Origin of the sequence: uncultured Cellulomonas sp. (genome assembly GCF_963527515.1) — a bacterium.
Classification (GTDB): Bacteria; Actinomycetota; Actinomycetes; order Actinomycetales; family Cellulomonadaceae; genus Cellulomonas.
Genome location: NZ_CAURTV010000050.1, coordinates 1 through 24,195 on the forward strand (window position 1 = coordinate 1; position 24,195 = coordinate 24,195).

Consider the following 24,195-nt stretch of genomic DNA (forward strand, 5'->3'; position numbering starts at 1 on the left):
CGCGGACCTCGCCGCCGCCGGCGTCCCCCTCGCGTTCGGCTCCGACTCGCCCGTGACCCCGGTGGACCCCTGGGCGGGTGTGCGGGCGGCCGTCCAGCACCACTCGGCCGACCAGCGGATCTCCGCGCGCGCCGCATTCCGCGCCTCGACGCGCGGCGGGTGGCGGGTGGCCGGGCTCGACCACACGGGCGCGGGGGAGCTGCGCGTGGGCTCGCCGGCGCACCTCGCCGTCTGGCGTGCCGAGCACCTGATGGTGCAGGCGGCGGAGGGCCGGTTCTCCTCCTGGAGCGCCGACGCCCGTGCGGGCATCCCTCTCCTGCCCGACCTGGCGCCCGACGCACCGGCGCCCGTCTGCCTGCGCACGGTCCGCGACGGCGTGGTCCTGCACGACGCGCTCTGAGGCCGTGCGGTGCTCCGAGCGGGTGAAATTCGCGCCCCGTCTCGCCGCCTCGGCGCCGACCGGATCCGCCCGCTTCGACCGGATCCGCCGACACGCGCGGCGACACGCCGAGCCGAACCGGTCAGACGGGACCGATGGTGCGCAGGTGACCTGCGGGTACGGCCCTCACCTGCACCGACGCCGCCTTGACACCTCTGTGGATCTCGGTAGGTTCCTCAGGAGATCCACCGCGGCGACATGCCCGACGACGTCGTCCAGGCCTGGGGGGCCGCGGTAGGGGGTAGGGCTCCGACCGGGCCCGCGTGTTCAGTAGACAACGGTCCGTGCGCCTGCACGCAGACCGGTACGAAGGACACGCGGGCCGGTCGGTCGGAGCTCTGAGACCCGCTGTGCGCCCCGATCCGGCCCGGCCGTCGCGCTCAGTCCGCTGACGTACCCTCCAGGGGTGCCCGCCCGTGAACCCGCCCGCTGGTGGACTCTCGTCCTCGCCGTCGCAGGGGGCGTGCTCACCCGGCTGGCGTTCCCCGGCCCCAGCCTGTGGGGCACCGCGTTCCTCGGCGTGGCGCTCCTGTACCTCGCCCTGCGCCGGGACAGCGCCCGCTGGAACGCCCTCGTCGGCCTGCTGTGGGGCCTCGCGTTCGTCGCGCCCCTGATCACGTGGGCGGACGAGGCCGTCGGCGAGGTGCCGTGGTTGGCGCTGAGCACGCTCGAGGCGTCGTACGTCGCCCTGTTCGGGGCCGCCTGGAGCTGGGCGCGCCGGGGCAACGCGGTGTGGCGCAGCGTCGGCCTCCAGGTCGTCGTCTTCACCATCCTCTTCGTCGCCGCCGAGGAGCTGGCGGGCGCGTGGCCGTTCGGTGGCTTTCCCTGGGGCCGGCTGGCGTTCTCGCAGGCCGACTCGCCGCTCGCCCCCCTGGCCTCCCTCGGCGGGACGCCCCTGGTCTCGGGAGCGGTGGTCATCGTGGGTGTCCTGCTCGCCCGGGTCGTGCTGGAGGCGCGCCGCCTGAGCGTCGGACCGCTGGTCGCGGCCGCCTCCGTCGCGCTGGCCGTCCTGCTCGTCGGCCTCGTCGTCCCCCTCGACACGCAGGCGCAGACCGGCGGCCTGCGCGTCGGCGCGGTCCAGGGCAACGTCCCCGGCACAGGGCTCGACGCGTTCGGTCAGCGCCAGGCCGTGCTCGACAACCACGTGGCCGGCACCCTCGCGCTGCTCGACCAGGTGGAGCCGGGTCAGCTGGACCTCGTCCTGTGGCCCGAGAACGGCACGGACATCGACCCCCAGGTCGACCAGGGTGCTGCCGGCCTGATCGACGGTGCCGCCCAGGCGGTCGGCGCGCCCATGCTCGTCGGCACGGTCGAGTACCCGCCCGAGGGCGGGCGGTACAACACCGCGGTCCTCTGGGAGCCCGGTGCCGGCGTGAGTGCCACCTACTCCAAGCAGCACCCCGCGCCGTTCGCCGAGTACATCCCCATCCGCTCGTTCGTGCGGCAGTTCTCCTCCGCGGTCGACCTGGTGACGCGGGACATGCTCCCCGGCGACAGGCCCGGCTACGTCCCGCTCGACTCCGTGCGGCTGGGGCGGACCGTCGGCATCGGCGACGTCATCTGCTTCGAGGTCGCCTACGACGGGATCGTGCGGGAGGCGGTGCGCACCGGGGGAGAGGTGCTCGTGGTGCAGACGAACAACGCGTCCTTCGGCGTCTCCGACGAGTCGACGCAGCAGCTGGCCATGTCCCGCATCCGGGCGATCGAGCACGGGCGGGCCACCGTCCAGGTCTCCACGGTGGGGGTGAGCGCGATCATCGAGCCCAACGGGGTAGTCAGCCAGCAGACCGGCCTCTTCACCGCGGAGCAGATGGTGGCTACCCTTCCTCTGCGCGACACGCTGACGCCCGCGACGAGGCTGGGCTCGTGGCCCGCATGGATCATCGACGCCCTCGCGGTGTGCGTGGTGCTCGCCGGTGCGGCCGGGGCGTACCGGGTGCGCCGCGCCGACCGGATCGAGACAGCCGTATGACCGAGTCCGCGCAGCGGGTGCTCGTCGTCGTGCCGACGTACGACGAGCGCGAGAACCTGCCGGGTGCGCTGGAGCGCCTGCGCACCCACGTCCCGCAGGCCGACGTCCTGGTGGTCGACGACGGCTCCCCGGACGGCACCGGGGAGCTGGCGGAGAAGATCGCCGAGGCGGAGGCGGCCGAGACCGCCGACGGGCGCTCGCAGCGGGTCCACGTGCTGCACCGCGCGGGCAAGCTCGGTCTGGGCACCGCGTACGTGGCGGGCTTCGGCTGGGCGCTCGAGCGGGGGTACGACGTCGTCGTCGAGATGGACGCGGACGGCTCCCACCGCGCCGAGGACCTCCCGGCCCTGCTGGCGGCGACCGACCACGCGGACCTCGTGCTCGGCTCCCGCTGGGTGCCGGGCGGGAGCGTGGTGAACTGGCCGACGAGCCGGCTCCTGCTCTCGCGCGGGGCGAACACGTACACCCGCATCGCGCTCGGCATCCCCCTGCACGACGCCACCGGTGGGTTCCGCGCCTACCGCGCCACGCTCCTGGACGACCTGACCCTGCAGGACGTCGCGTCCCAGGGCTACTGCTTCCAGGTGGACATGGCCTGGCGGGCGGTCCGGGCCGGAGCACGCGTGGTCGAGGTCCCCATCACGTTCGTGGAGCGCGAGCTCGGCCGGTCGAAGATGAGCCGCGCCATCGTCGTGGAGGCGCTGGTCAACGTCACCCGGTGGGGGATAGCAGAACGCTCCCGCCGGCTGGCGGGAGCGTTCCGTCGATCTCGGGTCTGAAGCCCTGTGGAGAAGGTCAGGCGCTGCGGCGCAGCTTGCCCGACCGCAGCAGGTCGAGGCGCTCGTCCAGGAGCTCCTGCAGCTCGCCGACCGTGCGGCGCTCCAGGAGCATGTCCCAGTGCGTGCGCGGCGGCTTGCCGGCCTTCGCCTCGGGCCGCACCCCGTCGCGGAGCAGAGCCTCCTCGCCGCAACGGCACTCCCACACCACCGGCACGTCGGCCTCGACCGAGAACGGCAGGATGATGGTGTGCCCGTTGGGGCAGTCGTAGTGAGCCTGGAGGCGGGGGGCGAACTCGACGCCGTCTTCCGTCTCCATGCTGTGGGACCCGATGCGCATGCCGCGCAGGGACCGGTTTGCCATCTGGGGAACCTCCGTGCCGATGAACGGCCGTCGAGAGTGAGAACTTCCACCGGTGTCAACGGCGGGCGACCCTCCAGTGTTCCAGGGGGACGTGAAGGTCTCGTGAACGCGGGTGGTGTGCGGGGGAGAGGCTTAGGGTTGCCCGGGTGAGCACTTCCCCGGCGCCAGTCCCCGCGCCCGCCCCACCAGCCTCTCGCACTCCGGCCGACATGTCCTTCCGACAGCTCGGGGACAGCGGCCTCGTCGTCTCCGTGGCCGGCCTGGGGTGCAACACCTTCGGCGCGACACTTGCTCCCGATGACGTCCCCGCGCTGGTCACGGCCGCGCTGGACGCCGGGATCACCTTCTTCGACTCGGCCGACGTCTACGGCGGCGTCCCGGGCCAGAGCGAGGAGCTGCTCGGCGCCGCGCTGGGGTCCCGGCGCGACGACGTGGTGATCGGCACGAAGTTCGGCATGGACACCCGCGGCCTGAACGGTGCCGACTGGGGCGTGCGGGGATCGCGTCGCTACGTGCGGCGGGCGGTGGAGGGCTCCCTGGCGCGCCTGCGCACCGACCACGTCGACCTGCTGCAGATGCACGCGCCCGACCCGGTCACCCCCATCGAGGAGACGCTCGCCGCGCTGCACGAGCTCGTGGCGGAGGGCAAGGTCCGCTACATCGGCTCGTCCAACTTCGCGGCCTGGCAGGTGGTGGACGCTGACTGGAGCGCGCGGACGGCCGGCGCGACGCCGTTCGTGTCGGCGCAGAACCGGTACAACCTGCTGGACCGCGGCGCCGAGGCGGAGCTGGTGCCGGCGCTCGAGCAGGTGGGCGTGGGGCTGATCCCGTACGTGCCGCTGGCGTCCGGGCTGCTCACCGGCAAGTACCGGCGTGGCGAGGACGCCCCCGAGGGCACGCGGCTCACCCGGATGCCCGACCGGCTGGCACGTGCCGACTTCGACCGGATCGAGGCGCTCGACGCGCTGGCCCGGGACTGGGGCATCGACCTGCCGACCCTCGCCCTCGGCGGGCTCGCGGCCCAGCCGGCCGTGGCCACGGTCATCGCCGGGGCCCGCACGCCCGACCAGCTGCGCGCGAACATCGCCTCGATCGCCTGGGAGCCGAGCCTGGAACAGCTCGCCGCCATCGACGAGGCGGCGCCGGGCCCGACGGCCTGACCTCGCCACCTCACCACTCCAGGACGCGTGCACGACGCTCGCCAACCGCCACGACCGCCCAGATCGGCACGCCGAGGTCGTCGCCGGCACCGCGCAGCGCGGGAACCCAGGACGCCTCGAACGCGCCGCGGTCACCGCCGGCCGCGCGGACCAGACCGATCACCACCGAACCACCCGGTGCGTCCGACGCCAGCACCGACGCGAGCACGGCGAGCAGCCGCTGGGCCACGTCCGGGTCTGCACGCAGCGGGACGTCCGTGACGGGCAGGACGACCGGCAGGACGTGGTCGTCGGCGTCCAGCAGGAGGAACCAGAGCGCCGGGGGTCCGGCACGCTCGGGGCCGACGAGGTCGAGCAGGACCGCGAGGGCGTCCGAGGCCGTGCGGAGCACCGCGCCCGGAGGGTCGGGCAGGTCGTCGTCGGGACCCGCGCCGTCGACCGCCCGGGGGAGGTCCTCCCACGTGTCGTCGTCCTCGTCGTCCCAGTCCTCGTCGAACCAGCCGTGATCGCCGCGCTCCGTCATGCGGGCCAGCCTCGGCCGCGACGGCGACCCGCGCGGCCCCTGGGCGCCGCGGTGTGGACGCCGGCCCGCGTCCGGCGGGCTGGGGGCGGCTCAGGCCAGGTGGGCGGTCACGGCCTCGACGACGAGCGCGTGGTCGTCGGCCTGCGGCAGCCCGGAGACCGTCACCACGCCGACGATCCCGACGTCGTGGACCCGCACCGGGAACGCGCCGCCGTGCGCCGCGAACTCCTGCAGGGGCAGGTCGTGCTGGGCGGCGAACGTGGTGCCCTTCGCCGCGGCGCGCAGACCGACGAGGTACGAGGACGCCCCGAACCGCTCGACCACCCGGACCTTGCGCTGGACCCAGCTGTCGTTGTCGGGCGTCGTGCCCGGCCGGGCCGCGTGGAACAGCTGCTGCGTCCCGCGCCGGATGTCGACGGTGACGGGCAGGTCGCGCTCCTGCGCGAGCTCGACCAGCAGGCAGCCCAGCCGCCACGCGTCGTCGTGCGTGAACGTGGCGAACACGAGGTCGTGCTCCTGCTGCTCCACCCGGGAGATCGTGGCCGCGATGTCGTCGGTGCTCATGACGTCATCGAAGCACGGGCGTCCAGGTCGGGGGCCAACCCGAAGTTCCCGTCGAACACCCGCTCGGGGTCGTAGACGCCCTTGATGCGGACGAGGCGCGCGAGCGTCTCGGGAGGGAAGGCCTCCGCCACACGGGCGGCGGACTGGTTGGTCTCGAAGCTGAGGTAGACACCGCGCAGGTGCGGCGCGAGGCGCTCCCACCAGGCGTCGACCCGGGCACGCCGGCTCCCGGGCGCCGACGCGAGGAGGGAGAAGTTCTGCGTCCGGTGCGCGTACGCGGTCGCCATCGGGTCGACGTCGTTGACGGCACCGCCCACCGCGCGCAGCTGCACCATGTCGGCGTCGCCGGCGGCCAGCAGGTCCGCCAGCAGCGCGGCCAGCTCCGGCGTGACGTGCTCGACCAGCCCGCCGCGGGTGGCGTTGTCGGTACCGCCCGTGTGCTGGCCGTGGTGCGGGGCGACGGTCGCGGCGTACGGCACCAGCTGCGCCCGCTGCTGGAGGACCGGTGCCAGCTCGAGGAAGCGCTCGAGAGCCGGCACGGCGGCGTCCGTGTCGTCGTTCGCCCACACCACGATCGCGTACCCGACCGCCGGGTCCTGGCCCCGCGCGGGCAGGAGGCTGAGGAAGCTCGTCAGCTCCCGGGGCGAGTCCTCGACCAGCTGCGCCCACGCGGCGACGAACGCCGCCGTGTCCGTCGCGTCGAAGAGGATCGACGCGTGCACGACGTTGCCCACCTCGGCGGCCTCGATCTCCACGGCGGTGAGGATGCCCATGTTGGCGCCCGCACCGCGCACCGCCCAGAACAGGTCGGGCTCGTGCTCGGCGTCGGTGCGGACCAGGCGACCGTCGGCAAGGACCAGCTCCGCGGCGACCACGTGATCGAGCGTCAGGCCGTAGGAGCGCCCCAGGAAGCCCTGGCCGCCGGCGGTGACCAGTCCGCCCACCCCGACGTCGCCGTAGTCCCCGGAGCTGATCGCGAGCCCGTGCGGGGACAGGGCCGCGGCGACGTCGCCCCACCGCGCTCCGGCGCCGATCCGCACGATCCGGCGCTCCCGGTCGATCACCTCGACGCCGTCGAGCGCGCCGACGGCGATGACGATGCCTCCGTCGTTGGTCGACCGGCCACTGATGCCGTGCCCGCCGCTGCGCACCGCGATCGGCACGCCCTGCGCGCGCGCGAACACCAGCGCCTCGCTCACCTGCCGCTCGTCCAGCGGCCGCAGGACGAGCCCGGGGGAGCCGCGGTACACGTAGGACGACCGGACGCTGCTGTACTCACGGTCGCCCGGCTCGACGGCGCGAGCGGCCAGCGCCGCCGGCAGGGCGTCGTAGTCGATCCCGTCCCGTCGCTTGGCCAGCACCGCGACCGGGCGGACCGCACCGGTGGGCGTCCCGGCCGTCGACCGGGCGGTCGCCACCGCGTCCCTGAGCGCGGGTGCCACCTCCTCGCCGAATACCGCGAGCGTGCGGGCGTCGTCGGTGCCCAGGATGAACGTGGCGACGCCGTCGTCGAGCACCAGGGGGAGCAGGTCCTCCACCCACTGCTCCGGGGGGCCCTGCAGGAAGCCGGTGCCCGTGAACGAGCCGCCGCCGAGGTTGAGCAGGCGGCGGACCTCGCGGGGGTCACGCCCGGCCGACCGCGCGGCGTCGTCGATCCGGGCGTTCCCCGCGGCCAGGTCGCCGGGCTGCAGGTACCCGAGGCTCGGCAGCCACCCGTCCGCCTTGCGCCCCACGAGGCCGAGCATCCGCGGCTTGTACGCCCCGAGCCACACGGGGATGTCGTGCGCCGGCGCAGGGCCGCGCTTCGCGCCGTCCACGTGGTGGTGCGTCCCGGGGACCCGCAGCGGGCTGCGCTCGTCGGCGTCCCAGATGCCCCGGATGATGTCCAGCGCCTCCTCCAGCGCGTCCACGCCCTGCCCCGGGGTCAGCCGCGGCTGCCCCATGGCCACGATCGCGTCCCAGAAGGCTCCCGCGCCGAGCCCCAGCGCGAAGCGACCGCCGGACAGCAGGTCGAGGCTCGCGGCGGCGCGCGCCAGGACGGCCGGTGGGCGCAGCGGTAGGTTCAGGACGTTGCCGGCGACCTGCACGCGCTCCGTGGACGCGGCGACCCAGGACAGCAGCGTCCAGGTGTCGAGGAACGCCGGCTGGTACGGGTGGTCCTGGAACGTGACCAGGTCCAGCCCGGCGCTCTCGCTGGCCCGCGCCAGGGCGACGACCTGTGCCGGATCCTTGGCGGACGGCGTGAGGAACGAGCCGAAGACGAGGTCGTGGCCGTAGTCGGGCATGGGCGTCCTCTCAGTGATTGATCCTTCAACTATACTCCCGCACGGTGCGGCGTGGCACGATCGGCGGGTGGCCCCCAGTCCCGCAGACCCCCAGCGCCTGAGCGACCTCGTGCGACTGCGTCGTGTCCGGGACCGGATCGACCGGGAGTACGCCCAGCCGCTCGACGTCGAGGCGCTCGCACGGGGTGCGCACATGTCCGCCGGGCATCTCAGTCGTGAATTCCGGCGTGCCTTCGGCGAGTCTCCGTACGCCTATCTCATGACCCGCCGCATCGAGCGTGCCATGGCTCTGCTGCGCCGTGGGGACCTCAGCGTCACGGAGGTGTGCTTCGCGGTCGGCTGCTCCTCGCTGGGGACGTTCAGCACGAGGTTCAGCGAGCTGGTCGGGATCCCGCCGAGCGTCTACCGCCGGCAGCACGGCGCCGCGACCGAGGGGATGCCCTCGTGCGTCGCCAAGCAGGTGACCAGACCGGTCAGGAATCGAGAAGCGCGCGTCCCCGCCCCGCACCTAGCGTGAGCCTCATGGACCTAGCCCTGCACTACGCCTTCCTCCCGCACGACGACCCCGACGCGGCTCTGACGTTCTACCGCGACGTCCTCGGCTTCGAGGTGCGCAACGACGTCGGGTACGAGGGCCTGCGCTGGATCACCGTGGGCCCGGCCGACCCGTCGGCGCCGGCGATCGTCCTGCACCCGCTGGCCGCGGAGCCGGGGCTCACCGACGACGAGCGCCGCACCGTCGCGGAGATGATGGCCAAGGGCAGCTACGGGGCGATCACGCTGGCCACCCGTGACCTCGACGGCGTGTTCGCGCAGCTGGAGGCCGGTGGCGCCGAGGTCGTCCAGGAGCCCACCGACCAGCCGTACGGCGTCCGCGACTGCGCCTTCCGCGACCCCGCGGGCAACCTCGTCCGCATCAACGAGCTCAGCTGAATGACCACCGACACGCGGCACCCGGCCGACAGCCACGACCTCATCCGGGTGCACGGCGCCCGCGAGAACAACCTCAAGGACATCAGCGTCGACATCCCCAAGCGGCGGCTGACGGTGTTCACCGGCGTCTCGGGCTCCGGCAAGAGCTCGTTGGTGTTCGACACGATCGCCGCGGACTCGCAGCGGCTGATCAACGAGACCTACAGCACCTTCGTGCAGGGGTTCATGCCGACCCTGGCGCGCCCGGACGTGGACATGCTCGACGGGCTGACCACGGCGATCATCGTCGACCAGGAGCGGATGGGCGCCAACCCGCGCTCCACGGTGGGCACGGCCACCGACGCCAACGCGATGCTGCGCATCCTGTTCAGCCGGCTGGGCAAGCCGTACATCGGCTCGTCGCAGGCGTTCTCCTTCAACATCGCCTCGATCAGCGGCTCCGGGGCGGTCACGTTCGAGCGCGCCGGCCGCGAGACGAAGGAGAAGCGGACCTTCACGGTGCTCGGCGGGATGTGCCCGCGCTGCGAGGGGCGTGGGGCGGTCAACGACATCGACCTCACCCAGCTCTACGACGCCGGGAAGTCCCTCAACGAGGGCGCGCTCACCATCCCCGGCTACACCATGGACGGCTGGTACGGGCGGATCTTCCGGAGCAGCGGCTTCTTCAGCCCGGACAAGCCGATCGGCCAGTTCACCAAGCGCGAGCTCGACGCCCTCCTGTACAAGGAGCCCACGAAGATCCAGGTCGAGGGCATCAACATCACGTACGAGGGCCTGATCCCGAAGCTCCAGAAGTCGTTCCTGGCCAAGGACGTCGACGCCCTCCAGCCGCACATCCGCGCCTTCGTGGAGCGTGCCGTTACCTTCACCACCTGCCCGGAGTGCGAGGGCACGCGGCTCAGCAAGGAGGCCCGGTCCTCGAAGATCCGCGGCACGAGCATCGCCGACGCCTGCGCGATGCAGATCAGCGACCTCGCCGACTGGGTCCGGGAGCTCGACGAGCCGTCCGTGGCGCCCCTGCTCACCGGCCTGCAGCTCCTGCTGGACTCCTTCACCGGGATCGGCCTGGGCTACCTGTCGCTCGACCGGGCGTCCGGCACGCTGTCCGGGGGAGAGGCGCAGCGGACCAAGATGATCCGGCACCTCGGCTCGTCGCTCACCGACGTCACGTACGTCTTCGACGAGCCGTCGATCGGCCTGCACCCGCACGACATCCAGCGGATGAATGCGCTCCTGCTGCAGCTGCGGGACAAGGGCAACACGGTGCTCGTGGTCGAGCACAAGCCGGAGATGATCACCATCGCCGACCACGTCGTCGACCTCGGCCCGGGCGCGGGCACGGCGGGCGGCACGGTGTGCTTCGAGGGCACCGTGGAGGACCTGCGGGCCAGCGGCACGCTCACCGGGCGTCACCTCGACGACCGGGCGGTCCTCAAGGACACGGTGCGCGCGCCGTCCGGCCGCCTCGAGATCCGCGGGGCCAGCGCGAACAACCTGCGGAAGGTCGACGTCGACCTCCCGCTCGGGGTGCTCGTCGTCATCACGGGCGTCGCCGGCTCCGGGAAGAGCTCCCTGGTGCACGGTTCGATCCCCGCGGGGGCCGGGGTCGTCTCGATCGACCAGGGTGCGATCCGGGGCTCGCGCCGCAGCAACCCGGCCACCTACACAGGGCTGCTCGAGCCGATCCGCAAGGCGTTCGCCAAGGCCAACGGCGTCAAGCCCGCCCTGTTCAGCGCCAACTCCGAGGGCGCGTGCCCGGCCTGCAACGGCGCCGGGGTGATCTACACCGACCTGGCGATGATGTCCGGCGTGGCGACACCGTGCGAGGTCTGCGAGGGAAAGCGCTTCCAGGCCTCGGTGCTCGAGTACCACCTGGGCGGCCGGGACATCAGTGAGGTGCTCGGGATGTCGGTGACGGAGGCTGAGGAGTTCTTCGGGGCGGGGGAGGCCCGCACGCCGGCCGCGCACGCGATCCTGAGCCGGCTGGTCGACGTCGGGCTCGGGTACATCAGCCTCGGCCAGCCGCTGCCGACGCTGTCCGGCGGCGAGCGGCAGCGCCTCAAGCTCGCCACGCACATGGGGGAGAAGGGCAGCGTGTACGTGCTCGACGAGCCCACCACGGGCCTGCACCTCGCCGACGTCGAGCACCTGCTGGGTCTGCTCGACCGGCTGGTGGACTCCGGTCGGTCGGTCATCGTGATCGAGCACCACCAGGCGGTCATGGCCCATGCCGACTGGATCATCGACCTCGGTCCCGGAGCGGGCCACGACGGCGGGCGGGTCGTGTTCGAGGGACCGCCCGCCGACCTCGTCGCGTCCCGGGCCACCCTGACCGGCCAGCATCTCGCCGCATACGTCGGCGCCTGAGAAGGGAAGAGATTATGTCAGAGACCACGAAGGCGGGGGCGTTCTCCGCCGAGGAGCGCGACGCGATGAAGGAGCGCGCCAAGGAGTCGCGGCGCTCCGGCAAGGCGGCCGAGGGCGAGAAGGACCTGCTGGCCAAGATCGCCGAGATGGACGACGCGGACCGCGTGATGGCCGAGCGCATCCACGACCTCGTCACGCGCACGGCTCCGCAGCTCGCGCCCAAGACCTGGTACGGGCAGCCGGCCTACGCCAAGGACGGCAAGGTCGTGGTGTTCTTCCAGGCGGCCTCCAAGTTCAAGACGCGCTACGCGACGCTCGGCTTCAACGAGGAGGCGAACCTCGACGACGGCACCATGTGGCCGACGGCGTTCGCTCTCACGGGCCTGTCGGGCGCGGACGAGGAACGGATCGTGGAGCTGGTGAAGAAGGCCGTCGGCTGAGCTCAGCCCTACCGCCGATAATGCACATTATGACATTACGCCAGGCGGGATCCCGCGCGCGGGGCGCTCAGGCGGAGTGGGCGCCCCGGAGCGTCAGCACGTACCGCTCCTCCGTCTGCGACGGGTCGCGCGGCCGCACCTGGCGCTCACCGGTGCGGGTGTAGCCGGCACGCACCACGAGGTCGCCGGCCGCGTGGTTGCCGTCCAGCAGCCACAGCGACACCGTGCGTGCGTTGTCACCGACGGCGGCGGTCCGCACGGCGTCGAGCAGCGACCAGCCGACACCGCAGCGGCGCACCTCCGAGGCCACCCACAGCGAGACGATGTGCCGGTCGTCCACCGGCGAGCCGGGCTCCTGCATCATCGTGACGATCCCCCGGCCGACGTCGCCGTCGTCCACGGCGATCCAGGTGGTCGACGTCCGAAGGCGCATCCGCCAGTGCGACTCCGTGAACCGCTCCTCGCGTGACAGCGACGCCCCGAAGTGGTCGGGATCCTCCCGCAGGGCGCGCAGGCGCACGCCCTGGACCAGCCGCCAGTCGTTCTCCGTCACCTGTTGGATACGCACGTGCACAGGATGCCTCACGCCGACCGTCGTAGCCGTCAGCGCTGCTCGCGCGCCGTCGGGGCGTCCGTCGGCGTCCCGCCGTGCCCGGCGGGGTCCGGCACGGACCTGGCGGCGTCGGCGATCTCCTCCTCCGGGCGAGGCGGCACCGTCTCGTCGTACTCGAGCTCGGGCACCTCAGGCACCTCGGACCCCACGGACTCCGTCACGATGGTCTCCTTCCGACGCGCTCACGGTACGGGCGGGCGGCGTGCTGCGACAGCGGGGGCGAGTCAGACGTCGATGCCCTCGCCCGGATCGAGCGAGATCGGCTCCCCCGCGCCCGCCAACCGTCCCAGCAGCCCGATGGCCATGCCCTGTCCGATGGCACTGAGCAGCGCGTCGTGGACCACCACGACGCGGCCCGGTCGCACGGACCGCACGTAGTCGACCACGTCACCCAGCTTGAGCCACGGCGCACCGATCGGCGTGCACAGGACGTCGACCTCGGCCCCGGACGGGTCGAGGTACGCGTCGCCCGGGTGCAGGACCTTCTCGATCAGGTAGCCCACGTTGTGCACGCGCGGCACGTCGGCGTGGACCAGCGCGTGCCACTCCCCCAGCACCTCGACGTCGAACCCGCCCGCGGTGAGCGTGTCGCCCGCACGGACGGCGTGCACGCGCGCCGCCGGCGCCCCCGCCGCCACCAGGGCGTCGACCACCGGCTGCGGTGCCCACACCTCGACGCCGCCCTGGACCGCCTCGACGACAGGCTCGGTGGCCACGTGGTCGGGGTGCTCGTGCGTGACCAGCACGGCGCTGACACCGTCGAGCGCCTGCGGCAGGTCCGAGAAGACCCCGGGGTCGATCACGACGCGGTCGTCCTCGCGGTCGAGTCGGATGCAGGCGTGCCCCCAGCGGGTCAGGCGGATGCTCATCCGGTCAGTCTCCCCTGACCAGCGCGAACGTGCGCGGCGTTTCGACGCCGGTCGTCCGCCCGGCTACGGTTGCGCACGTGCTGGTGCTCGGGGTGTGCAGTCTCAAGGGTGGCGTGGGCAAGACGTCGATCACCCTCGGTCTGGCGTCGGCGGCCCTCGAGCGGGGTCTGCGCACGCTGGTCGTCGACATGGACCCCCAGGGCGACAGCACCATGGCGCTCGGTGCCCGCCCGCAGTCGGGCGACGTCGCCTCGGTGCTCGACGAGCCGGGTGAGGCCACGATGGCGGCCGCGACGGTGCTGTCCACCTGGGCCGACGAAGGCCTGGACGTCCTGGCCGGGTCGGAGCGGTCCGCCGCCCACGACCGGCTGGGGCACGACGACCTCGACCGGCTCCGGTACGCGCTGTCGTGGGTGAACGGGTACGACCTGGTGCTCGTCGACTGCCCTCCGTCCCTCGGTGGGCTCACCCGGACGGGCCTGGCGGCGTGCGACCGCGCGCTCGTGGTCACGGAGCCGGGCCTGTTCGCCGTCATGGCGGTCGGTCGGGCCATGCGCACCATCGACGAGCTCCGCCGCGGACCCGCCCCCGCGCTGCAGCCCCTCGGGATCGTCGTCAACCGGGTGCGGGCGCGCTCGATCGAGCAGGCGTTCCGCCTGGAGGAGCTCCAGACGCTCTACGGCCCGCTGGTGCTCACTCCCCCGGTGCCGGAACGCGCGGCGCTCCAGCAGGCCCAGGGCGCGGCCCAGCCGGTGCACACGTGGCCCGGCGCGGCGGCCGCCGAGCTGGCGCGCACGTTCGACGCCCTGCTCGACCGCGCGCTGCGGGCGCCTCGCCACTGAGACGACGAGAGCGGCCACCCGTGGAGGGCGACCGCTCGTCTGCGTGCGGGTGTCAGCCGGCGGTGCGGGCCTGGCGTCGCAGCGCGAGCTCGTCGTGAGCCGAGTGGACCGACGGCTGGGCGAGGATCTCGTCGTCGTCCTCGGCGCGCTCGGTGGGCAGTGCGGCGAGCGTGCCCTCGACCTCGCGCCAGACGCGGCCGACGGCGATGCCGAACACGCCCTGACCGCCCTGCACCAGGTCGATGACCTCGTCGGCGGACGTGCACTCGTACACGCTCGCGCCGTCGGACATCAGCGTGATCTGGGCGAGGTCGTCGACGCCGCGCTCCCGCAGGTGGCTGACCGCGGTGCGGATCTGCTGCAGCGAGACGCCCGTGTCCAGCAGCCGCTTGACCACCTTGAGCACGAGGATGTCCCGGAAGCTGTAGAGCCGCTGCGTGCCGGACCCGGTGGCCGGTCGGATGGACGGCTCCACCAGGCCGGTGCGTGCCCAGTAGTCGAGCTGGCGGTACGTGATGCCGGCGGCGCGGCACGCGGTGGGACCGCGGTAGCCGGTGGCGGTGTCGAGGTCGGGGAGGTCGTCGTCGAACAGCATGCCCTGAGCGCGCTGGGGCACTGCCCCGCTGACGCTCTCGGCACTGTCGTTGCTGGTCACGAATCCTCCACTCGTCGCACCGGTCGGCGGACATCTCCTCCGGCTGCTTGCCAGACTAGGCCCGCGATGCTCCCGACGCCATGACGCCCCGCCGGGCGTGTCGCCGCGGGCGAGTCTCACCTTCAACCTGAACGCGAAGGTGTGGGACTAACGGCCCTCCGCACCGCCCTCGTCGTCCGGCTCCGCCCCCGTGCTGAAGTCCTCGGGCGTGACCAGGTCGAGGAACCGCCGGAACCGCTCGAGATCCTGCTCGGACGTCGTGGTCCGCACCTCGACGCCCGCCACCGCGACGACCTCGGCCGAGCACAGGACCGGACAGCCGAAGCGCAGCGCCAGCGCGATCGCGTCGGAGGCGCGCGAGTCGACACGCGGTCCCGTGCGGAGCACCAGCGCGGCGTGGAACACCCCGTCCTCCAGCCGGGTGATCTCGACCCGGGTCAGGCCCGACCCGGCGGCGATGAGGACGTCGCGCAGGAGGTCGTGCGTCATGGGGCGCGGGGGGACGATGCCCGCCTGGGCGGACGCGATGGCGCTCGCCTCCGAGGGACCGATCAGGATGGGCACGAGGAGCTCCGAGTCGGGGTCCAGGAGCAGCACGACGATCTCGTCGTCGGCCAGGTGCTGACGCACCCCGACGACCTCGACCGGCACCAGCTCGGCGTCCTCCCCCATGGCGCCCACGCTACGACGCTCACGGCGATCCGGCTCCCCCCGTGGGCACCCCGGTGTGTCTCGAGGTGGCTACGGGGTGAGGTCGGCGACGGCGGCGCGCACGAGCGCGGTGTGCATCTGCGTGCACAGCTCCCCCACCTCGGCCGCGAGGGTGCCCGCCCGGGCCCGCGAGGAGGCGCTGCGCTGACCGCGCCACGGAGCGACGACCTGCTCGACGAGGTCCGCCTGCCGGTCGGCCGACGTGCGGAACTGGCGGAGGTGGCGCGCGTCGATGCCGTGCTCGGCCAGCGCGGACGCGGCCACGACGACCTCGCGTGCCCACAGGTCGAACGACCCAGTCCGGTGCGCGCGCAGGACCCCCGCGGCGACCAGCTCCTCGACGAAGGCGGCGTCGACGCCCGACTCGCGCGCGAGCGACTCGAGGGTCAGTCGCGTGCCGGCGGTCTCCCGGACGCCGTCGCGCGTCGCGAGGCGCGCCCGCGGAGCCGGCTCGTCCTCCGCACCGGCGTCGAGGGCAGCCAGGCGGTCGCCGATGACCTTGAGCGGCATGTACCGGTCACGCTGCTGGCGCAGGACGAACCGCAGTCGCTCGATGTCCGCCGGGGAGTACTGCCGGTACCCGGCGGCCGTCCGCACCGGCTCGACCAGCCCCTGCTCCTCGAGGAAGCGGAGCTTGGAGGTGGTGACCGCCGGGAACTCGATCTGCAGCGCGGCCAGCACGTCGGAGATGCGCATCGACGCGCGCCGCGAGATGCCGCGGGGCCACGGTTCGTGCTGGCCGTCCGGCGCGGCCTCGGGCTGTACCTCGGAGCGCTGCGCGCGCCCGCTGCTCACGTGCCGCTCACCCGTGAACGGCCGGTCACGCGCCGGCCGTGTCGCGGTGCGGGCTGGGGTGGAACGTCATGCGGTACTTGCCGATCTGCACCTCGTCGCCGGCCCGGAGGACCGACTGGTCGATGCGCGAGCGGTTCACGTAGGTGCCGTTGAGCGAGCCGATGTCCCGGACCACGAACGTCTGCCCGTCGCGGACGAACTCCGCGTGCTTGCGGGACACCGTCACGTCGTCCAGGAAGATGTCGGCGGCCGTCGACCGACCGGCGACCGTCCGCTCCGCGTCGAGCAGGAACCGCGCACCCGCGCTCGGCCCGCGCTGCATGACCAGCAGTGCCGAGGTCGGCGGCAGCGCGTGCACCGCTGCGACCTCGTCCGGGGTCAGCCCGACGGGCGCAGAGGCCTCGATCTCGACCGGCTCGATGGCTCCGAAGCTCATCGTGGTGTCGGGTCCGCCTGCGGGACGTCCGACCTGCGGGTCCTCGCCGCTCATGCCACCTCCCGGGCCCGTCTGTCACGTCGACCACCGGCGTTCCTCGGGGTCAGGCACACCCTATGCGGAGCGAGCGGGTCGGCGCAGCACGTGCCACCTGCGTCGCGCACCACGTCCTGTGCCCGTCGGCGCAGATGCGGATCAATCGCCCTGCGGCGGGACGGGCGTCGCGTACACGGGGTCGGGCACCACGCGGATGGCGTCGACCACGAGCTCGTCGGCCGGCTCCACGGTCCCCTTGCCCCCGTTGTTGCGCACCTGGGCCATCGCTCCTCCGGGGATCTGCAGGGCGGGCGCGATGATGTCGGGGTCCCCGATGGCGATCCAGCGGTACGGAGAGACCAGCTCGACGCCGTCGAGGACCACCGCACCGCCGGACCCCGTGAAGGCGCTGCTCGCCGTGACGCGCTGGTCGTTGAGCTGGATGGCCTCCGCACCCGCGTTGCGCATCTCCTCGAGCATGTTGAGCATGGTGATCGGCTTGATGTAGCCCTCGGGCTCGGTGAGCGTGACCACGACACCCGGACCTTCGGCCGGCAGGCGGCCGGTGAGGATCCCCTGCGTCTCGGCCTGGCGACGCAGCGCGTCGAGCGCAGCCTGGCGCCGGTCCGAGCCGGACAGCAGGTCGTCGCGCTCGCGTGCCAGGTCGGCCGACTCACGCGCGAGGGCGTCGCCACGGTTCGTGGTCTCGTCCAGGATGCGCACCAGGTCCCCCTGCCGCATGCCGCCCAGGTCCGCCTCCCCCGACTGCCGCACCTGCGCCACCAGGGCGAAGCCGAGGACCGCGCAGAGCAGCCCCGCGACCAGCTGCGCCCGGTTGGCACGCGGTGTCAGCGCGCGTCCCAGCATCGCCCACCCGCTCGGCGGCACCGCGGGGGCCGCGGGCTCGTGCGCGGGCGGCTGCTCGAGGTCGGCGGGGTCGTCGTCCTCGACGGTGTCGGTCGGCGCTGAGCGGGATTCGTCCGGCGGGTCCTGGTCTACCGGAGGATCGGGGTCGAGGTCGGCCGGCTTGGCCGCAGGCACCACGTCGGGCTCCGCAGGCTCGACCGGGGTCGCGTCGTCGGGCTCCTCCGGCGGCAGCGGGTCGGGATCCTCCGGCACGACCGGAGGAAGGGAGTTGGGCTCCCCCCGCGCGTCCGGCACTGGGCCTGCCGCCTCCGAGGAGACGGGGGTGCTCTCCTCGCGGTCGTCCTGTGGCTGGTGCACGCTCACGCCTTGAACAGGTGACGACGGATCGACGCCGCGTTGGAGAAGATCCGGATGCCGAGCACGACGACGACAGCCGTGGACAGCTGCGTGCCGACGCCCAGCTGGTCACCCAGGAAGACGATCAGCGCGGCGACCACCACGTTGGACAGGAACGAGATGAGGAACACGCGGTCGTCGAAGATCCCGTCGAGCAGGGCGCGCAGACCCCCGAACAGGGCGTCGAGCGCCGCCACGACGGCGATGGGGAGATAGGGCTGGAGCTCCAGCGGGACGGTGGGCTGCAGGAGCAGACCGCCGACGACGCCGATGACCAGACCGATGACTGCGATCACGTGCCGTCCCTCCGTGTCGGACCTGCAGACCCTGCCACACCGGTGTCCGGTGACGCACCCTTCGCCGCACCCGCCTCGGCGTCCGTCGGAGCCGATGACGACTCCGGCACCCGGGCCGAGCGCAGCGTGACCAGTCCCGTGCCGGGCAGCTCCAGCATGGTCTGCGACGTCACCTGGACGCCGATGCCGAACGTCGTCCGCAGCGTCGCCAGGTGCTGGCCCGCCGTGGCGCGCGCCAGCTCGGTCTGCATGTGGACGGCGTCCCCGACGGCCTGCACGGTGTAGGGGCTGCTCAGGGCGACCAGGTCGACCAGCACGGCCGCGCCGGCGCTGCGGATGGCGGTCATCGCGGTGAGCCGCTGGCCGTTGACGGCGATCGCCTCCGCGCCCGCGGCCCACAGGCCGTTCACCACTACCTGCAGGTCGACGTCCTGCACCCGCCGCTCGGGGTCCTCGGTGTCGTCGCTGTCGGTCGGTGCGTCGGTGAGCACCAGGCGCAGGCCGGGACCGGTCAGGGGCATGACCCCGGCCTGGACGGCGTCGGCCTCGATCTGGTCCCGCACCGGCGCGCCCTCGTCGCCCAGGAGCTCCTCCTGCAGCGCGGCGATCTCCTCCGTCATGGTGGTGATCTCCGCCTGCAGCGCATCGGCCTCGGCGCTGCGCTCCTCGATCTGGGACTCGAGCAGCTGACGCGCGGCGAGCACGGAGCCGGCGGGCTGCCGCAGCGCCAGGGACGCCGCCGTGGCGCCCAGCCCCAGCCCCATCGCCAGGACCAGCATGCCGGCGGTGGACCGGCGCGCGCGGCGCGGTGCGGTGCCCTGGTCGCGGCGCGCAGCGGCCTCGGCGTAGCCGGGGTCGAGCGGGCGCCGGTAGACCTCGGTCAGCAGCGTCATCGACGCGTCCGGGGTACGGGGCGGCTCCGTGGGGCCGTGCCTCCGGCTCATGCGCGGTCCGCGTCGTCACGCAGCAGGTGGCGCGCCTGGGCGAGGTACACCACCGCGGAGAACCAGTAGAGGGCGACACCCCACAGTGCGAACGCCCACCCCGCCACGCCGGCGACCGCGCCCACCCACGAGTCCCACTGCGCGAGCAGCAGGAGCGGGAACGCGTAGAGCAGGGCGAAGGTGCCCGCCTTCCCGGCCAGGTGCACCGGCAGCGGGGCGTACCCCGCACGGGCCAGCACGACGAGCATGACGGCGAGCACCACGTCGCGGAGCCCGAGGATTGCCAGGAGCCACCAGGGCACGATGTCCCGCCAGGCGAGGGCGACGAGGGTGACGATGATGAAGAGGCGGTCGGCCGCCGGGTCGAGCAGCTGCCCGACGCGCGAGACCTGACCCAGGCGGCGAGCGAGCACGCCGTCGAGCCAGTCGCTGGCGCCCGACACCGCGAGGACGCCGAGGGCCCACCCGTCCTGCTCGCGGGCCAGGAGGAGGGCGAACACGGGGACCATCAGGAGGCGGGCGAGGCTGATGGCGTTCGGGACGGTCAGCACCCGCGAGGAGACGACGTCGTTGCTCGTCACTGCCTCCCCCGTCACCGTCTGTCCTGGCGGCGCCGATCCTATGCGGCGCGCGGACCGGCCCGCGACGACGGCGCGCGCTGCGGTGCACCACGTCACGGGCGGTGCGACAGTTCTGGCATGGAGCACCGCAACGATCCTGACGTGATCACGCGCCTGCTGACCACGCCCGGGCGCTGGGCGGTGGTCGGGCTGTCGACGAACACCAGCCGTGCGGCCTACGGGGTGGCCCGGTACCTGCAGACCCACGGGCACGAGATCGTCCCCGTGCACCCTCGGGCCGAGCCCGTGCACGGCGCCGCCGGGGTGCGCACGCTCGCGGACGTCGACGGCGGGATCGACGTGGTCGACGTCTTCGTCAACAGCCGCTTGTGCGGGGAGGTGGTCGACCAGGCGATCGCCGTCGGCGCCCGTGCGGTGTGGTTGCAGCTGGGGGTGGTCGACGAGGCCGCCGCGGAGCGGGCGCGGGCGGCCGGCCTCGACGTCGTGATGGACACCTGCCCGGCCATCGAGGGCCCCCGCCGCGGCCTGTGACAGCCCTGCGACCCTTGTGCGCGACGTCACCCACGGCCCCAGTGCCGTGGCGCACACCCGCCCGCTAGACTGGTCCACGAATCTGGAGTTCGTCGCGTCCCCCTTCGAGGCGTCGCCACCACCGCTCAGCCGGTCGGGGCCCGCCTCGCGTCGTGTGGTCTAGGCATCGCGTGAGCGGTTGCCACTGGGTGGTCCGGGGCTGCGACCCGCTGTTCGCCGTCCCGGTGCACGGTTCAGGGCTCCGCCCCGCGATGATCGGTTCCCCATTTCATGAGCTCTGCCCTGCCCGCTGTGCCCTCTGACGTCCCCGCGGACGCCACGTTCGCCGATCTCGGCCTGCCGCCCGCCCTCGACGCCGCGATCGCCGACCTCGGCTTCACAATCCCCTCCGCCATCCAGCTGCAGGCCGTCCCGGCCCTGCTGAGCGGTCGCGACATCATCGGTGTCGCCCAGACCGGCACGGGCAAGACCGCCGCGTTCGGCCTGCCGCTGCTGGCCGCGATCGACTACGACCTGCCGGCTGTCCAGGCCATCGTGCTGACCCCGACCCGTGAGCTGGCCATGCAGGTCGCCGACGCCATCCAGTCGTTCGCCACCCACCTGCCGGGCCTGAACGTGCTCGCCGTCTACGGCGGCTCCCCGTTCCTGCCCCAGCAGCGCGCGCTCGCCCGTGGCGCCCAGGTGGTCGTCGGCACCCCCGGCCGCGTGCTCGACCACCTCGAGCGCCGCACGCTGAAGCTGGACCAGGTCCGCTTCCTCGTGCTCGACGAGGCCGACGAGATGCTGCGCATGGGCTTCGCGGAGGACGTCGACAAGGTCCTGTCCGCCGCCCCGCGCGAGCGCCAGGTCGCCCTGTTCTCCGCGACGATGCCGCCGCCCATCCGCCGCGTCGCCGAGGCGCACCTCACGCGCCCGGTGGAGATCACGGTCTCCCGCCAGGCCTCGACGGTCACGAGCGTCCGCCAGACGTACGCCGTCGTCCCCCACCGCCACAAGACGGGCGCCCTCGCCCGGGTGCTCGCCGTGTCGGAGGCGGACGCCGCCATCGTCTTCGTGCGCACCCGCGGTGCCGCCGAGGAGGTCGGCAGCGCGCTGATCGAGAAGGGCATCTCCGCCGCGTACATCTCGGGTGACGTCGCGCAGACGGAGCGCGAGAAGATCGTCGACCGTCTGCGCACCGGGGCGCTCGACGTCCTCGTGGCCACCGACGTCGCCGCGCGCGGGCTCGACGTCGACCGCATCGGCCTGGTCGTCAACTTCGACGTGCCGCGCGAGCCGGAGATCTACGTCCACCGCATCGGGCGGACGGGTCGCGCCGGCCGCGAGGGCGAGGCGCTGTCGTTCGTCACCCCCGCCGAGCAGTCGCGCCTGCGGCAGATCGAGCGCACCACGCGCCAGTCGCTCGAGCAGGTGAACATCCCGACCCCCGCCGAGGTGTCCGCGCACCGCGTGCAGGCCCTGCTCGCCCGCACAGGTGCTCGCGCCGAGCTCGACCGCCTGGACCTGTACCGCGAGGCCATCGCCGTGCACCTGGCACAGAACCCCGACGTGGACCCGTTCGAGCTGCTCGCCGCGCTGACCGCGCTGGCGGTCGGTGACGAGGGCCCCGTGGCCGTCCAGGGTGACGACCTCGACGACGCCCTCTCCCGCGCCCACCTCACCGGTGGCGGTCGGGAGCGCGACGGCGAGCGGAGCTACGACCGTCCGGAGCGTGGCGAGCGCCGCCGGGCCGACACGCACATCGCCGGGGGCTCGCCGCGCTGGCGCGTCGCCGTCGGTCACCGCGACGGTCTCCAGCCGGGCGCCCTCGTGGGCGCGCTCACCGGTGAGGGCGGCCTGACCGGCAAGGACGTCGGCAAGATCGACATCTTCGGCAGCTTCGCGCTGGTCGACATCCCCGCCGGCCTGTCCGCCGACGTGATCGACCGGCTCGCCCGCACGCGGGTGGCCGGACGCCCGCTGCGCATCCGGCTCGACGCCGGACCGCGTCCGGGTCACGGCGCCTCGCGCCCGACGCACGGACCGGCCCGCGGCCGCAGCTGACCGCAGGCACCACGCGCCCCTGTCTCCCGCCGGGAGGCAGGGGCGTCGTGCTACCGCAGGACGGAGCCGGGCCGCGACTCGGGCCGGCCCTGCCGCGACGCGCCACGCAGCAGGGTGATGTCGGCCTCGCGGAGCACCTCCGCGACGTCACGGAACCCGCGGATGCTGCCGAGGACGCCGACCGCCACCCGGGAGCCCAGCTCCTGGCGCAGCTGGTCGAGCAGGAGCGAGAGGCGGCTGGGCACCCCGCCGGGGCCGACGTCGTCGAGCAGCACGACGAAGTCGTCCTCCGCGATGCGCGCGGGCGTGTCCCCCTCGCGCAGCGGGCGCCGCAGCCGCCGGACCAGCTCCCGGTGCAGGTCCAGCCGCGCGTCACCGTCGCCGTCCGGTCGCCCCTGGGTCGGGACCGAGGCGCCGTCGAGCACGCGGACCAGGGCGAGCGCGCAGTCGTAGCCGGGCGACCGGCGCGTCCGCAGCACCGCGGCGCCCAGGCGGTCCAGGAAGAGCAGCCGGTTGACCAGGCCGGTCTCCGGGTCCCGCAGCGCGTCCCGCTGCAGCGCCATCTCCTGCTCCTTGCGCTCGGTCACGTCCACCAGCGCACCCACCAGGCGCGCCGGGCAGCCCGCGTCGTCCAGCACGGTCACCGCCCGGCAGAGCATCCAGCGGTAGTCGCCCGACGACGTGCGGACGCGGTGCTCGAGCTCCAGCGGCGACCCGGCGCCGGCCAGCTGCGAGGCGATGGCCGCGGACAGCTCGTCGCGGTCCGCGGGGTGCACGCGCTCGAGCCACTCCCCCGGCGAGTCGCCGATCACGTCGTCGTCGTACCCCAGGGTCTGCTTCCACCGCGGCGAGTAGTACACCGTGCCCGCTGAGACGTCCCAGTCCCACGTGCCGTCGTGCGCGGCCATGGAGGCGAGCGCGTACCGCTCCTCGCTGGCCCGCACGGTGTCCGCCAACGACCGCTCCCGCGCGGCTGCCTGCTCCAGGGCCCGGCGCTGCTCGCGCAGGTTGGCCAACAGGCGCTCCTGGTCGAGCGCGACCGCGAGCAGCGCGGCCCAATGGTTGAACCGGTCCCGCGCGCTCGTCGCGCGCGTCTCCACCGTGCCGTCGATCGCCAGGAGTCCCCAGTCGCTGCCGCCGAAGGTCACGGGCACGACGAACGTCAGCTCGTTGGACCCGACGGTCCCCGCGCGCGTCAGCGCCGTCGGCGGGAACTGGCTGGCCGTCGTGCGGACCCCGACGAGGCGCGACAGGGTGCCCGACGTGTCGTGCACGCCGACGATCTCCATCTCCCGGTCGCCCGGCCCGCGGTCGGCGCCGAGCCAGAGCCCGAGGCACGCGTGCCCCCGCACGCCCCGCGGCAGCCAGCCGAGGGCTCTGGGGCTGGCACCGTCGCCGCGCAGGAGGTCCATGTCCACCTCGTACTGGTCGACGATCGTGCGCTCCAGCTGCCCGCTGCGGGCCATCATCGCGCGGGTGCACCCCCGCGTGAGCGCCAGGAGCACCTCCGTGACGGACCGTCGGACCGCCAGCTCGTGCTCGGGCCGAGAGAGCGCTTCCACCACGTCGACCTCGACCCCGCGCAGGCAGGTGACCAGCTGCTCGAGCGCTTCGGGATGGGGCTGCATCGCAGCCGTGACGTCGGCCAGGCGGGCCATCGCGGCGGTGCTGGGGCCGGTCCCGCGCTCGGCGGCCGTCTCGAGGGGCTCGACCACGGCGTGCCACCACGTCTCGCGCGGCGCCACGCCGGTCCGGCG

Annotated in this window: 27 protein-coding genes; 11 read left to right on the top strand and 16 right to left on the bottom strand. The window is 73.5% G+C overall.

The genetic code is table 11. From position 1 onward, the window contains the following. From RYN42_RS12230 to RYN42_RS12240, 3 genes are all read left to right on the top strand, one after another. On the top strand, positions 1–400 hold a 400-nt coding region (locus tag RYN42_RS12230), incomplete at its 5' end, for an amidohydrolase family protein (RefSeq protein ID WP_315096490.1). A gap of 445 nt (positions 401–845) precedes the next feature. Beyond that, on the top strand, positions 846–2,411 hold the full coding sequence (lnt, locus tag RYN42_RS12235; protein WP_315096492.1) for an apolipoprotein N-acyltransferase: 1,566 nt from the start codon (positions 846–848) through the stop codon (positions 2,409–2,411). Beyond that, positions 2,408–3,190 carry a polyprenol monophosphomannose synthase gene (locus tag RYN42_RS12240; protein WP_315096493.1) on the top strand — a complete coding sequence of 261 codons (783 nt, stop codon included), beginning with the start codon at positions 2,408–2,410 and terminating at the stop codon, positions 3,188–3,190. The genes lnt and RYN42_RS12240 overlap by 4 nt, the downstream gene beginning before the upstream one ends. A gap of 16 nt (positions 3,191–3,206) precedes the next feature. Here the strand turns inward: RYN42_RS12240 and RYN42_RS12245 are convergent, their stop codons facing one another. Next, the gene (locus RYN42_RS12245; RefSeq protein WP_315096495.1) at positions 3,207–3,551 is read right to left on the bottom strand and encodes an RNA polymerase-binding protein RbpA; all 345 of its coding nucleotides are present in this window, start codon (positions 3,549–3,551) and stop codon (positions 3,207–3,209) included. 209 nt (positions 3,552–3,760) lie between these two features. On the opposite strand from RYN42_RS12245, the gene RYN42_RS12250 reads away from it, so the two are divergent. After that, on the top strand, positions 3,761–4,711 hold the full coding sequence (locus tag RYN42_RS12250) for an aldo/keto reductase (protein ID WP_315096496.1): 951 nt from the start codon (positions 3,761–3,763) through the stop codon (positions 4,709–4,711). Between the two features lie 10 nt (positions 4,712–4,721). Here RYN42_RS12250 and RYN42_RS12255 read toward each other — a convergent pair whose 3' ends face one another. From RYN42_RS12255 to RYN42_RS12265, 3 genes are all read right to left on the bottom strand, one after another. Beyond that, a complete protein-coding gene (locus tag RYN42_RS12255; protein ID WP_315096498.1) occupies positions 4,722–5,234 on the bottom strand; it encodes a hypothetical protein in 513 nt (170 codons plus the stop codon). A gap of 90 nt (positions 5,235–5,324) precedes the next feature. Further along, the gene (locus tag RYN42_RS12260; RefSeq protein WP_315096499.1) at positions 5,325–5,798 is read right to left on the bottom strand and encodes a heme-degrading domain-containing protein; all 474 of its coding nucleotides are present in this window, start codon (positions 5,796–5,798) and stop codon (positions 5,325–5,327) included. After that, complete coding sequence (locus RYN42_RS12265) at positions 5,795–8,083, bottom strand: LLM class flavin-dependent oxidoreductase (RefSeq protein ID WP_315096501.1); 2,289 nt, start codon at positions 8,081–8,083, stop codon at positions 5,795–5,797. Before RYN42_RS12265 ends, RYN42_RS12260 begins: the two co-directional genes overlap by 4 nt. 67 nt (positions 8,084–8,150) lie before the next feature. On the opposite strand from RYN42_RS12265, the gene RYN42_RS12270 reads away from it, so the two are divergent. Genes RYN42_RS12270 through RYN42_RS12285 form a run of 4 tightly spaced genes read left to right on the top strand, consistent with a single transcriptional unit; the run spans position 8,151 to position 11,823 of the window. Continuing rightward, complete coding sequence (locus RYN42_RS12270; RefSeq protein ID WP_315096503.1) at positions 8,151–8,600, top strand: helix-turn-helix transcriptional regulator; 450 nt, start codon at positions 8,151–8,153, stop codon at positions 8,598–8,600. 5 nt (positions 8,601–8,605) lie between these two features. Then, complete coding sequence (locus tag RYN42_RS12275) at positions 8,606–9,016, top strand: VOC family protein (RefSeq protein ID WP_315096505.1); 411 nt, start codon at positions 8,606–8,608, stop codon at positions 9,014–9,016. Continuing rightward, a complete protein-coding gene (locus tag RYN42_RS12280) occupies positions 9,017–11,383 on the top strand; it encodes an excinuclease ABC subunit UvrA (protein WP_315096507.1) in 2,367 nt (788 codons plus the stop codon). It begins immediately after the preceding gene. Positions 11,384–11,397: 14 nt separating this feature from the next. After that, positions 11,398–11,823: a DUF1801 domain-containing protein gene (locus RYN42_RS12285; protein ID WP_315096509.1), complete on the top strand. Its 426-nt coding sequence runs from the start codon at positions 11,398–11,400 to the stop codon at positions 11,821–11,823. 67 nt (positions 11,824–11,890) lie between these two features. Here RYN42_RS12285 and RYN42_RS12290 read toward each other — a convergent pair whose 3' ends face one another. The 3 genes from RYN42_RS12290 to RYN42_RS12300 form a co-directional block, all read right to left on the bottom strand. Next, positions 11,891–12,391, bottom strand: coding sequence for a GNAT family N-acetyltransferase (locus RYN42_RS12290; RefSeq protein ID WP_315096510.1), 501 nt, complete (start codon positions 12,389–12,391; stop codon positions 11,891–11,893). Between the two features lie 35 nt (positions 12,392–12,426). Beyond that, the gene (locus tag RYN42_RS12295) at positions 12,427–12,597 is read right to left on the bottom strand and encodes a hypothetical protein (RefSeq protein WP_315096512.1); all 171 of its coding nucleotides are present in this window, start codon (positions 12,595–12,597) and stop codon (positions 12,427–12,429) included. 63 nt (positions 12,598–12,660) lie between these two features. Further along, positions 12,661–13,305, bottom strand: a complete 645-nt coding sequence (locus RYN42_RS12300) for an MBL fold metallo-hydrolase (protein WP_315096514.1) — start codon at positions 13,303–13,305, stop codon at positions 12,661–12,663. 77 nt (positions 13,306–13,382) lie between these two features. Between RYN42_RS12300 and RYN42_RS12305 the strand changes: the two genes are divergently transcribed. Beyond that, positions 13,383–14,147, top strand: coding sequence for a ParA family protein (locus tag RYN42_RS12305; protein ID WP_315096516.1), 765 nt, complete (start codon positions 13,383–13,385; stop codon positions 14,145–14,147). Between the two features lie 52 nt (positions 14,148–14,199). On the opposite strand, the gene RYN42_RS12310 is transcribed toward RYN42_RS12305, so the two are convergent. The 8 genes from RYN42_RS12310 to RYN42_RS12345 all read right to left on the bottom strand — a co-directional run bounded on the left by RYN42_RS12310 (position 14,200) and on the right by RYN42_RS12345 (position 19,879). Further along, positions 14,200–14,802: a MerR family transcriptional regulator gene (locus tag RYN42_RS12310; RefSeq protein WP_315096517.1), complete on the bottom strand. Its 603-nt coding sequence runs from the start codon at positions 14,800–14,802 to the stop codon at positions 14,200–14,202. 147 nt (positions 14,803–14,949) lie between these two features. Beyond that, complete coding sequence (locus RYN42_RS12315; protein WP_315096519.1) at positions 14,950–15,474, bottom strand: bifunctional nuclease family protein; 525 nt, start codon at positions 15,472–15,474, stop codon at positions 14,950–14,952. A 69-nt stretch (positions 15,475–15,543) separates the two neighbouring features. Beyond that, positions 15,544–16,308 carry a MerR family transcriptional regulator gene (locus RYN42_RS12320; protein ID WP_315096522.1) on the bottom strand — a complete coding sequence of 255 codons (765 nt, stop codon included), beginning with the start codon at positions 16,306–16,308 and terminating at the stop codon, positions 15,544–15,546. Positions 16,309–16,333: 25 nt separating this feature from the next. Further along, a complete protein-coding gene (locus tag RYN42_RS12325) occupies positions 16,334–16,798 on the bottom strand; it encodes an FHA domain-containing protein (protein ID WP_315096524.1) in 465 nt (154 codons plus the stop codon). A 141-nt stretch (positions 16,799–16,939) separates the two neighbouring features. After that, positions 16,940–18,004 carry a DUF881 domain-containing protein gene (locus RYN42_RS12330; RefSeq protein ID WP_315096526.1) on the bottom strand — a complete coding sequence of 355 codons (1,065 nt, stop codon included), beginning with the start codon at positions 18,002–18,004 and terminating at the stop codon, positions 16,940–16,942. Between the two features lie 2 nt (positions 18,005–18,006). After that, the gene (locus RYN42_RS12335) at positions 18,007–18,339 is read right to left on the bottom strand and encodes a small basic family protein (RefSeq protein WP_315096528.1); all 333 of its coding nucleotides are present in this window, start codon (positions 18,337–18,339) and stop codon (positions 18,007–18,009) included. Then, the gene (locus tag RYN42_RS12340; RefSeq protein ID WP_315096530.1) at positions 18,336–19,232 is read right to left on the bottom strand and encodes a DUF881 domain-containing protein; all 897 of its coding nucleotides are present in this window, start codon (positions 19,230–19,232) and stop codon (positions 18,336–18,338) included. The genes RYN42_RS12335 and RYN42_RS12340 overlap by 4 nt, the downstream gene beginning before the upstream one ends. Positions 19,233–19,279: 47 nt before the next feature. Beyond that, entirely contained in the window at positions 19,280–19,879 is a 600-nt protein-coding gene (locus RYN42_RS12345; RefSeq protein WP_399552476.1) for a CDP-alcohol phosphatidyltransferase family protein, read from the bottom strand. Positions 19,880–19,981: 102 nt separating this feature from the next. Between RYN42_RS12345 and RYN42_RS12350 the strand changes: the two genes are divergently transcribed. Both RYN42_RS12350 and RYN42_RS12355 read left to right on the top strand, forming a co-directional pair. After that, on the top strand, positions 19,982–20,395 hold the full coding sequence (locus RYN42_RS12350) for a CoA-binding protein (protein WP_315096532.1): 414 nt from the start codon (positions 19,982–19,984) through the stop codon (positions 20,393–20,395). Between the two features lie 270 nt (positions 20,396–20,665). Continuing rightward, complete coding sequence (locus RYN42_RS12355; RefSeq protein ID WP_315096534.1) at positions 20,666–22,438, top strand: DEAD/DEAH box helicase; 1,773 nt, start codon at positions 20,666–20,668, stop codon at positions 22,436–22,438. Positions 22,439–22,488: 50 nt separating this feature from the next. Here the strand turns inward: RYN42_RS12355 and RYN42_RS12360 are convergent. After that, a partial coding sequence (locus RYN42_RS12360) for a PAS domain-containing protein (RefSeq protein WP_315096536.1) occupies positions 22,489–24,195 on the bottom strand: 1,707 nt, incomplete at its 5' end.